This is a genomic window from Roseiconus lacunae, assembly GCF_008312935.1.
GTDB classification, from domain to species: Bacteria; Planctomycetota; Planctomycetia; order Pirellulales; family Pirellulaceae; genus Stieleria; species Stieleria lacunae.
The window spans coordinates 174,918-187,541 of record NZ_VSZO01000022.1; the positions used below are offsets into that span (position 1 = coordinate 174,918).

The following is a 12,624-nucleotide window of genomic DNA, read 5'->3' on the forward strand; positions in this document are numbered from 1 at the left end:
CCAAGTTAAACCAACTTGGGATTGATATTCGAAAATGTGATCTCAGTTGATCATCATCAGTTAATTCGTACTGCCGAAACACGGGTCCTCGATCTGCAAACCATGGTTCCAATCACAACGGATATAACAAGCAAGCCCAACACCTGCGGTTCTGGAATTGCCACGATACGTATGGATGACTGAGCAATCGTGGCGTTGTAGATCGATTCGAATTGTTCTACGGGCGTAGGCATCAATTGGGGACCATCCAAAATCAAGGCATCCGCATCTACTTTAACTTGCAAATCGCCAGCGAAGCTAGCTGAGGTCATCACGCTTACTCTCGCAACCCGGTCGTTACGTCCCAATACAACGTCCACACCGGCCAAATCGAGGTCTGCCACACTCACACGCTGAACGGTTGAACTTTCGATGTCCGTTCCGAACCCAAAAAAATCCTCGGACGGAAAAACATATCCGGTATGAGTGGCCCAGGGTGTGACTACGGAAACAGAGTAATCAATTCCCGCTTGCCCTTGATCACTGGAAAGAAAGAGATCAACCTGATACGCAGACAAAGCCGTCATCTCAGGAAAGATCACATTGAACTCAAAAGTTCCTCCAGGCCTATAGGTTTCGGGAACGTTCAGTAATCGCACCGGCGCAGCGACGACCGAAGCCGTCCAGATGGCTGACACGCTGAACAAGACGACTAATTTGATTGAAAATACGTCGTTAAAAATTCGATTTGGCTCACTGAGATTATTCATTGTGTTGCGGAATCGTTGGCAAGGATTGTCAGTATCTCGTCTTCGAGGTCATCGCCTACTTGTTCGGTACTCGGTAGCGTTTTCAGTAGATCGAACATTGCAGTGGCTTCTCTGTGATCGTTCGCAGCAGCAGATCCAAGATTGGAATCGTTGTCCGCCGCACTCATTCTGGCCAGCTGGTTGATGACGAATAACGCATCGACCGGAGAAACTTGACCATCACGATTGACGTCATAGACACCCGTTCTATCAATGGTGGATTCGCGATCCGACATCACGCCGCTTTCTGATCTTGCGATCTGATTAATAACCGCGAGTGCATCCAGCGGTGAAATTTCACCATCGACTGTAACATCAAAGGGGGTCAACCGATCCGAAGGTATGGAAGCAGAACCTGCGGGCGTTATCCCTCGGTTCAATGCTCGAGCAACCAAGACACGATCACGAACGGTAATTCGGCCATCGCGATCCAGATCCATGTTTTCGTTCCACTTGCTCGATGAAGGAGTTGCGCCCAACGACCCCAACACGACCGCCATGTCGGTCGGCCCGACGAATCCGTTGCCATCGGCGTCACCGGCGAGTCGGTGGAACTCATAGCGGTAGGTGCCTCCTCCCGTACCGTCGCCGTCGCCATCGAGGGGGAAGCCCGCGACATCCGTGATCAGCGATGAATCCAATTCAACGACATAGATCCCGTCCTCCAGTGAACTTGTGCTGCTCGCAAAGGAGTCCAACGACCAAATCAACAGCCCCCGGTCCATCGTCAAGTCGTACTGATAACGGAATTGCGATTCGCTGATTTCGATTGATTTTGCTTCGTCCGTGTTGGCATTCATCCCTAAATGAGTCAACGTGAACGCGGAACTCATGAGTGAATCGGCGATCAAATCATCCAGGTTGGTTTGTCCTTCGAACTCAATCTCGATTCGGTCAACAAACGAACGCGCGGTCAGCACGCCTTGCACTCCCAATGCATCGACCGCCGGACCTAGACGAGAAATTGTGGTTTGTGTATCGGGAGCAGAAGGTGGTGGTTCGACGTTGCCGGCCGAATCTCTGGCGACGCTGTAGAAACGGTATTCGGTATTCTCTTCGCCAACAAAAGTCGTCGAAGCCGCACTGAACGGTAGCGTTTCGAAATACTCAAACGGTGCCCCGGCGACCGAGACATACAGATCGTACGCACTGATACCTGCTCCATCAACGTCGACGGCAATCCCCGGATCCGATCCGGTCACACCAATGACAAAGCTGGGCAGTGCTTGAGTTGCCGAAAGTGCGGACACGGCACTACTTGGCGAAGTCAGATCTGTGATCCAGTCAAATGCAAGTGTCCCGGTTGAGGTTAAACCGGATGCATTGGTGATCCCGTCCAAAGTGAGCAACAAATCGTAGCGGCCTTCAAGTTCGGTGAGACCGCCAAGCCCATCGATCGTGAACACTTTCGAATCGCTATCAGGTGTAATGGCAACCTGTGCTCCGATCAACTCGACGCCGCCATTTCGTTTCAGTGATAGCGATGCGGTCGTCAAAGAACCTGCAACGATGGGGTCAACAAACCGAATCGTGAGATCGCCAAGGGGCTGATTGGTGAACTGGCCCGGCAACCCATCGATGGAATCGATCGAAGGTGCAATGTCTCGAACGAACAGATCCTCGATAAAAGTATCGGCAACATTCCCCGCCGGATCGACCACACGGACTTGCAGCCGTTGACTACCCGAGGACGGAAATTCAATGGGGATCTCAAACGTGGTCCCTGTGATGGTCTTTCGAGCAAGCTCGGTATCGTTGGTGGTTGATCGGATCGAAATCGACAATCCTGGCTCTGCGAGGGTGCCGGTGACGGTCGCCTTTCGTGCATTGACTTGGCCGTTGACGACAGGACCGGTGAGAGTGCGTAATTCAAGGTTCGTTGCGGCGAGCGGCTTGTCCAAGTCAACCGTCCATGTCGCTGAAGTAGTTCCGATGCCTGCGTTGCCGGCCGGATCCATGATCCCGGCCGCAACGACAGACAAAGTGAAATCGGCGACTTGTGGATCCGAGACAAAGGCCTGTACCCAATTGAGACCTCGAACGCGAATGAGATTGTTGCCACGGTCCTCGAAGCTGACCCGAGCATCGCCTGCGATCAGGTTTTCGGGGGAACCGGATCGAACCAACGAAAGGTCGTCGACGTCCAGGGAACTCACGTCGATCGGTTCGCTAAACAACAGGTCGATCTGCTGCACCACAATATTGCGAGGGTTCGTCGGTGGCTGGACGACCTGGATTAGCACGGGAGCAGTCGAATCCAACGTCCATTGTGCGATCGCACTACCGACCCCCTGAAGCCCTGCTGCATCCTGCACCCCTTCTGCGTCGATGGTCAAACGATAGTCGGCGTCTGCCGAAGTCAAACGGCTAAGGTTTCCGATTCGGAACGTTCGCTCGCCGAGTTGTGCGACCGTGATTTCGTTATCGGCGACTTCTACACCGTCGCGTGCGAGGGACAGGTCCGCCGCCGAGAAGCTTGACGCGTCGATTGTCTTGGAAAATTCAACGTCAATGGTGTTGGCAATGTCGTTCGTCAGCCCGGACGGAACTCCTGACAATCCAAGGATTGCCGGGGCCGTTTCGCCTTTGACCCAGCGGAACGACTCGGTACCCATTCCCGCGTTGCCAACCTGGTCGGTCAGTCCGGCCAGATTTACCGACAACTCATACACCGCATCATCACTGGTCATTCCGCCGAGTCCCGCGATGCGATAGGTATCGTTGCCTTGCGGACTGATGGTCACATTAGCCAAATCGATCGCGACACCGTTTTTGGTCAAAGTAACATCGCCGGCATCGAAACTGGCTAGATCAAGCGTTTCATCAAATTGAACATCGATAAGGTTGATCGCTTGTGTCGTCGGATTCGGATCAACGCCAGCAAAGCCTGCGATTTTCGGGCCGATAAGGTCGCCATTGGTGAACACAAACGTGTAGCTACCGGTGCTGTTGTAGTCCAGCAAATGAATGCTGTCTTCCAAGACCGGGCGCAAGCCGCCACCGACAAAGGTACGATCGGTTTGCCAGAAGTTTTCCAGCGGCAATTCGGTCCCATCGGAACGCAGCACCGACAGCAGGCTGAACTGCCCGTTGCCCGGATCATCCATCTTCAAGTAGGACCACCCATCGACCATTTCCGCCGTGACCGCGACACGCAAATCATCAATCACGGGCGGCGCGTCAACTGCCGTGGCGGTCCCTAAGCCAACTTCCACGACACTTCCATCGGACAAATACAACGTATCGGGCAGGTCGCTCGGGTCGGGAAGATCGTTCACCAGGAAGTCCGGCAAACCGTCATCCCCGTCTACTTGCGCCGCATTGGCGACATGGATCAGTTCATGAATTTGAACATCCTTGATCAAGCTGAATCGGTTGTCGCCCAGCCCAGAAACATGTTCAAAGGTCGCGTTGTAGTCGACGAACAGCCCCTGCAACGTCGACTCCATCTCCCATTCCGCGATCGCCAGTTCACCCGGCCCGACATCACCGAATCCGGCCGTCAACGAGCGCCGCTTCTCTTCCCCATTGACGCGAGTGCCCGTGATTTCGAAATCAATCAAGAGCCCTTTTTCGTTCTCAACGATTCGAGGCTGAGCCGATTCGATTCGCAAGTTTCGCGCCGCCCCACCGCCGTTGTTTTGAACTTGCACCGCCAACGTAAACGGCTCCGCTGATTCAACCTCCACCGTATGCGGATCGTCACTGATCACGTCTCGTTGGAGGAAATAGTCTAACTGCAGTGATGCCTCTGGTTGCACGACAATCTCAGTTTCGTCTAACGAAACTGAGACTTGTTGACCGTTAATTGTGTAAGTAAGGCTTCCTCCAATTAGGTATGTCAAAGCTTCGGACTGAAGGTGATCCGAAAATGGCAATATTCTCCAACGAAATTCCATCGCGGAACCCGCCGGAACGGAGTTGCTGTCCACACCGCTCATGAAGATAGGTTCGATTAAGAACCTGTCGTTTGAAAGTTGAAGTTGATCATCGATGATCACGACATCAAAAGAGATATCAGAAACGATACTGTTTGTGTTATTCCTGAAGTGCAGGCTGCCCTCGTATGCCGTCCGTTGAGCCAACACGGTCTGGTCAACATTAATAGTAACACTCGCACAAGTCGCGGGTGTCGTCGAAAACGGTGCCAACGCAATCTGTGAGTCCTGGACTTGCTTTGCAGGAACACTTAAGGGCGACCAAACCCCAGAAAATGAAATGTCTTCTTTTGGGAACAATAGAAACGGGCCAAATATGCTTTCTGGTGTGTACTCGTGCATTCGTTCGCGCTGAACGTATAATTCATATGCAGGGAATCCATCATGCGTACCCTGAAACGATACCCGGGGAGGCGAGTTGCAATACTGTGTCACCAAAAAATTCACCGTGTAATTTATTGCCGGCGCAGCTAACGCAAGAGGATTCGATATGTCGCTGATCATGGTCACAAGTATCTGGTTTTCACTGATCCTAATCGCGTTGATTGATAGGCCGTCTTCGGATTCAGTCCGTTTGTTAATTGCGTTGCCTGGATTGTCATACCACCACCATGGTTTTCCATCGACGTGATCTCCTCCTGCATAAAGCGTTGACTCTCCTACATCTGGATCGTGCCACACAATTCCGGCCGGAAAACGAGGGTCCACCGAAACAACTACTTGGTGTGAACCACGGTGGCTGCCAGCGGAGTAGGAAAACTCCGTGCGATTGTCTCCGCTAAAAGTCGTGTGTGGACCAATCCACGAAGGAAATGTCTCGGGGTTGTACACCAGTGGGGAAGGAATAAATGATCGGATTTTAAGATCGATAAGGTCGTAGCTGCATCCACATTCTTGGGGCCGATTGACAATCTCTACTGGAGTGACCCCTGGACCGCCTCTGGTCACAGCACCAGAGCGTATCACCCCAGATTTGCGAAGTGTGTTATCCGCTGCACAGGTCCCACTAACATTGACGACAGCGATCGGGGCAGATCGCTGAACCGGTCCATCGCAAATGTAAGACCAAACTAACCGAGCCTCAATTTCACAGGGGATTTCATCTGAACCAAATGTATTGTTGGCGGCGTGAACCAATGCACCAGCCTGTGGGCTGGTGCTGATTAACTCTTCATGAGAAACTCGTTTGACTAGAACTGGAACTTTGACTTCACTTTGCGCTGGTAGCACTCCGATGTTTCGGACCAGTGGGATAATTTTGTAGTATGGGTGATCGCCAAATTCAAAAGCCACATCTTCAGCCGCAATAAGCCCTGCATTTCGAATTGTGAAATCAAATTGTTTTTCCTGGCCAGTTATACTGAGTTCGTTGAGATCGATGTGCCCATCTATGGTAACAACCGGTGCTGGAACATTGGTTTCGAAATCGGCGTCGATCGTGATTCGCGTGCGATCTTCGATCTCGATCTCCTCCACCGTCCAGGTGTACTCGACCAGGTTGCGTGAGATGAAGACTTGCTTTTCGTTCAGCTCGCCTGCTTCGATTCGGATGTTGTTTCGATAGGACTCGTGGTCGTCCGAGTTAACTTCCAGCGAGTATGGGCCTTCGGGAACCCCGATGAACGTGACACGGCCTTCGGTATCGATTGACACTGTCGCTTCGCCTTCGGCTGCAGATGCGGCAAGGCTGGTACTTGCCGGCGCAGCTTGGTCAGAGGAAGCAATTACCACGCCTGTGAAGGGATCCAATAACCGGACCGTTGCCCCAGAAACGAGTGGCTTGTCTTCTGCAAAATAGAAGTACTCGTCCGTCACTGTGATCTGAACGTCACCTGTCCCTTCCGATACCGCGCGGAAGCTGAACGGCATCTCGAACTCGGAATCCACCCCTCGGACGATCAGGCTGCCGTTGTAGGCGGTCAAACCCAAGTCACTCGGCGGAGTCAGCAACAAAGTGACAGGAGCCGACTCGCCAGGAGCTAGCTCCGGCAAGGTGTTGCCCGTGGCCAACTTCAACCAGTCGGCTCCGCCAGGTAATAAGACTTCCAACTCGCCGCTTGATTTGCCCCCGCCGTTGGTGACCGTGAATTCCACCACGGTCTGGTCGCCGACAAGCATGCTGGTCGAAAGCCGATTGGTGTTTGCGACCAATCTGGAAACAAGGGGCACGACGCGGACATCGATCGGAACAATGACGTCGGGGGCTTCGTTGCTGGAAATGCGAAGTTGAAACTGCGAATTACGAACCGACGAGTCCGAAGCTGAAACGCTATAGGTAACCTCAAGAGTTTCTAGGTCATCAATCGTCGTCGCGTTACCAGCAGCGACCGCGGTCACTTGAAGGTTCGCTGCTGCATCAACTACCTCCACCGATAAACCGGTCAACGGAACATCGGCTAGATTGCGAAGCGTGATCGAACTTGATGTTGCTGCAGCCCCTTCCTTGACGGAAATCGCATTTGCTGGTGGTTCGGCTCGCATACCGACGAGTTGGAACATGTCCTGGACCGCTGCGGTGTCTTCGCCTGGGTGCGCCGCGCCGACGGTGTAGGTGCCGCCTTCACCGGGGAGTGGATTGAAGGTCAATGAAAAATTGCCAGCCGCGTCCGTGATTGCTGGGAAGACACGCTTGGTGCCGCGGACCGAAAGATGAACGCTGACTTGCTTGAAGGCGGCAGGTGTCTGGTCCGTATTGGTCGCTGTTCCGGTCAACAAAACCGGAGTATCCGCCGGAGCCGTTTCGACTTCCGTGGAAACCGTTGCCGTGTACGCCGACTGAACGTCAATCGCACTGGCAATGATGGCGGCGTTATTGGTCTCCAAACCTTCGGTGATCAATTGAGTCGAATCGGTTTGGACAACGATCCAGTACTGACCCGAACGGCTGGGCAATCGCACCGGTACGGTCCGATCATAGGACTGGCCTTTTCCTAGCGGCCCCGTGTACGTGTATTGCCCCGCCAAAACATCGTTGCCGATTGCGGCGTCATCGGAAATGAAGACTCGCTGTGTCCAAATTCCATTGGCCGGTGCAAACCCGGTGTTCCGAATCGTCCACGAAACATCAATCGTTTCATTGGTTGTCGCGATCGATTTCGACGGCGACAGGGCCACAACCTCCAAGTCGGGAAGTGTGCCATCGGCGACGACAATCGTGCCTGTGCCCGATAAAAAGCCATCGGCTAGAGCCGTGACAGTCACGACCTTGTCGCCGTCGATCACGCCATCTCGGATTCCAGAGACTTCAACACGGACGCTTTCCAGACCCGCGGGAATCACGATCGGTGATGTGATGACCAACTCCGAATCGTCATCGACTTGAACGTTCACCGTGACTTCTGAGGAAAGGTCTTCCGTGTTTCGATTCACCGTCATCCATGTCTTGCGACCCTCGGAGACCGACAGTTGATCAAAGCTGACCGCCAACACGGCTCCGTCATCCTCCAGGATCGAGATCGATTTGCTTACCAACGTCGATTCGATCGGAGACTGTCCATTGGTTGGCAACGCTTGCGCCGTCACGTTGACGGTGCGATCACCACTGACCACCGCGTCATCGGAAATCGCAAAAACGAACTGCCCATAACTTTGACCTGCAGGAATGGTCACAAATTCTGGCAACGAAATTTGATCGGGATGCGATGCTTCTAATTGCACCACAACGGCAGTACTACTGACCGTCTCACGATAGACACGACCGATCACCGACGGCCCGATCGATCCCTCCGACAGCGTACTCGGCATCTCGATCGTCAACGCAGGGATATCGCTCTCTTCGATCATCACAGATTCCGCGTCGCCGGTGTGACCATTCGCCGATACGGAAATTTGATGTGTTGTTTGTAACTCGATCAGTAAATCGTCGACGGCCGTGTAGGTGACTTCGACGGAGGACTGCCCTGCTGGCAAGGTCACGGTTGCCGGCCCATTCAGTTGAGCGAGATCACTGGACGCCAGGCGGATGATGACATCTTCCGTCGCGACGGCTCCCCGGGTGATCGTGGCGGTGACTTCATCGCCTTCCGCGAGGGTCGTCGCAGAGAACACCAAGTCAAGGGTCGGAAAATCGTTGTTGATGACGGTCAGCGAATCGCTTGACGATGGATAGCCGTCTGCCGTTGCCTGGATCGCAACCAATACATCGGCGTCAATGACCGACTCATCGATCGCTGCGACACTGAATCGGGTCGCATATTGTCCGGCAGCAATGGTGACGGTGGAAGGCAAGGAGAGCTGATCGGCAACCGACACATCCAACGAAACGGTCAGCGGCAAAGAGACATCGCCGTTCCGCGTGATGGTTCCACGGACATGACTTCCACCCTCGGCGACTTCAGCCACTGGGAAATCCAGTTTCAATGACGCCGGAATATTCAACGTGCCTAGCGATGCAAACTGGTTCGCCTCGTCAGATTCAAAGACCGCATCACCAGAGTCGACTTCGATCATGAAGTGAACGTCTCCGTTAAGAGTTTGTCGCGGTAAACTGATGCTTTCAGTCCGAACAATGGCGTTCGCGGTAGGTGTCAGATCTCCGGAACGTGGAAAGCTCGCGATCAACTGGCGATTTTGCCCATCGGCGTGGTTCGACAAATAGACTCGTTCGATCCAGGGACCTTCCGCGACGTCGTCTCCGATGTTGTCGACTTTCCAGGTAAGGTCGAACGATTGACCTGGAATCACCGATGATGGCAGGACAATCTCGCTAGCAACCAGGTCCGGTAGCGGAGGGAGCGTTAGCTGGATCGGAACCGCTCGCACGTTGTCCTGTTCATTGGATTCCGTGACTCTACCAACTGAATCCGTTTGCACCAGGATGTAGAAATCGCCAGCAACGCTTTCAGATGTCAATGGGATTGATGTGGTCAGCAGCCCTGAGTATCGCCCATCGGGGTGAATCTGGTTTCCTCCCGACAGAGCGAACGATCCAAGTAGTTGGTCGCCGCTATCCAAATTCGAATCAGCAGACAGCCAAACGCGATCTGAGACTTCACCACTGGCGACAAACGCACCAACATTCTGGGTGACCCAACTGACACGGAACTTGCTACCAATCTGGACGTTAGAAACGGGGCTGTCCTGTAAGTCCAAGGTGGCGATCGGATCGCCAACGATCAAGTTCGGCAGCCCGATGGCAAATGTATGCGTAAAGGAATCCACACCGGTTTCGCCAGTTGTTCCGTTGCCGTTCTGATCCATCGAATTGCCGGCCAGATCGGTGACATTTGGGCCGATCGTGAACTCGTAGGTGCCATTGGCCCGTTGCGGGGGAAACGTGATTCGGAATTTCTTTCCGCCAAGCGAAACGGGATGGGCAGTGCCAATCTGTCCGGACGGACCCGTCAGCACAACATCGTTGCTCCTGAATGTTGTTGCGTCGATCGGTGAATCAAAGGTCACTTCGATCGAGTCGACCAGACGGTGCTGGATGTCTCCGGGAATCGCAGCGGTCACTTGAGGCCCCGTTTTGTCGATCGTGATCGCGGCCGAGTAACTGCCGCCGAGCGTGTTGCCTGAAAGATCGGCGACAGTACCTGCCAATGAGATCAAGTAATCGCCGGGTTGGCTGATCGGCGTTGAAAGCGCGATGTCGTAGGCAACATCGCTGCCATCGACCGGGTTGATCGACACGGCTGAAATGGCGGGCACACCTTCTGGAGAAGACACCGTAACTCGCTCGTCAGTTAGCGTTGCCAAATCCATCGGCTCGCTGAATTGAACTCGGACTTGTGCGACATCCTGACTGGTTTCTCCCAGTGGCGTGAACGCCGTCACCACCGGTTTCGTCATGTCGGCCAAAAGCGAGAACGCATCGACAGGAGCGGCTGCAATTTGATTTCCCGCCAAGTCAAAGATGTTGGTCGCCCCCAGTAATTGATAGTCACCTGAAACGAATAGCGGATCGAATGAGACCTTGTAGGACTCCGCATTTCCAGTCACTTCGCGGAGCACAACGGACTGTCCTGCCGGAGCCGAAAGAGAGAATTCCAGTGATCCTGGTTCGGTGCTTCCATCGCTGTTAGTCACGGCTTCGCTAAAGGTAACCGCACGCTGCAGCAGTGGCGCCTGTTCGGTTGTAGACCCATCAGGCAACGTTGGTGCGACTCGGTCTAGAATCAGTGAGGTCGACCGGATCAGGCGGTTTCCGTAAGCCGGATGGAAGATCACTTGGGGAGAGTGACTTCCATCATTGTTGATCGAATGGGTGAACGAGTAGATTCCTGGCTGTGACGCAAACACCGATTGCTCTGGAACTCCGTTACGGTCGAAGTCGAATCCGATGGTTCCGATCTGGTTGACTGTGACTTCGAACGTAGGTGTAGCGATGTTGGTGATTCCGTCCGAGGAGGAAATTCCGCTATCGCTTTCGGCGGCAAGGGTGACACTGACCGATGCAGCCGACGTGCTGACTTCGAAGTTACCCACGTAGTCATCGCCTGGTGTTCCGTCGTCGTTTCCGTCCAATTGACCGCCGACAACATTTTGAATGCCCGTAGGACCGGAATGAATCTTCAACTGGTAATAACCATCGGGCAAGCCAGTGGTGAATGCATCGGGTGTCAGTGCGACGTCCAATGCGGCTTCGGTGTAAGCGGGCGTCAGCGCAAACTCCTGGTCATCGCCACCGCCTGGTCTCTGGTCCGCTCCGAGATGGATCAGCGTGTAGTTGTCCGAGTTCCTGGCTGTTGTCAAATCCAAGGGCACAGAGAAACCGAGTTGGATTTCTGTCAGTGAGGTGGTGACTTTTCCGGACGGCGTTTGAGTGAACACCACCGGTTCATCAGGGACCGTCAATGTAATCGTTGCTTGATAGCGATCGGTCGCTTCACCGCCTGTGCCATTGCCATCCTGATCCATCAGATTGTCAGCAAGGTCGCTGATTCCAGGGCCGACGGTGAAGGTGTAGTCGCCCGGTTCGGTCTGGTCTGCAAACGCAAACCGTGCCGTCGTGGGAGTCGGCAACGAGACCATCTCGATCGTGATCGGCCCACCTGGGCCAATCAGCACCAAGTCGTCAACCTCCAGCGAGTCCGCTTTGATGGGTTCGTCGAATGAGACGTCGATGTGCGAAAGCGAATGTCGAGTCTCTCCGTCCGGACGCGAACCAATCACCTTCGGCCCGGAGTCCACAACGGCAACTAGGTACACACCATCGGCTCGAATCTCGGGGTGCAGCTTGATGTTGTTGCCGACAGAAGATCCGATGACATTATTAAACGTACCATCCACACTCGCAAACGCGAGTATTCTAAATTCATCTGCCAATGAAGGCACGAAGCCATCCACCAGAGAGATCGAAAGTGAGCCATCAAGCGATGCGGAACCGGAAATAGCGAGCTGATCAAAACTGACTCCAGGTTCCAGTCCGCCAATTTCAACATTAAGCGATCCAGACGCTTGTTGCAGGAAACCTTCAAGAATAGAAAACGTCCCGATGCCTGGCCCTACATACGTAGCCCCCTTGTTTTGAAGATCGCCATCGACTGTGCCCGCTCCCGTGAGAGAAACATTTGATGAAATGATCAGTTGGCTTGTTGTAAGCTTTCCACCTGGCGGAACCTGCACGTAGGCGGCGGAAATTGTGGTCGACGTGACATTCGAACCAAGATCAATTTGACCACCTCGGGTAGCTCTGATAATCGATTCCGTCGTCGCATAGTTGTAGTTGAAATACCCCGTGAAGCTTGTCAAGTTCGGAAGATCAACTTGACTGGCCAGTGACTCCGAGCCGCCATCGGCCAGAAAGTGCACCGCACCGCTGGGAACCGTCATCGTCTCCACCGACGTGCCCATCTCGACCACACCGCCGTTGAGTGCTTCGACGCGAACTTCGTCATAGGGGTCTCGTACACCCGTCAGACTTGTTAGGTTGGGTAGCGACAAAACGCTACCCACGC

Annotated in this window: 2 protein-coding genes; both read right to left on the reverse strand. The window is 53.8% G+C overall.

Translation table 11 applies throughout. From position 1 onward, the window contains the following. Positions 1-56: 56 nt before the first annotated feature. Positions 57-749 (reverse strand): hypothetical protein, encoded by a 693-nt coding sequence (locus tag FYC48_RS21925; RefSeq protein WP_149498933.1) that lies wholly within the window; start codon positions 747-749, stop codon positions 57-59. Then, positions 746-12,610 carry an Ig-like domain-containing protein gene (locus tag FYC48_RS21930; RefSeq protein ID WP_235034362.1) on the reverse strand — a complete coding sequence of 3,955 codons (11,865 nt, stop codon included), beginning with the start codon at positions 12,608-12,610 and terminating at the stop codon, positions 746-748. Before FYC48_RS21930 ends, FYC48_RS21925 begins: the two co-directional genes overlap by 4 nt. Positions 12,611-12,624: the final 14 nt, after the last annotated feature.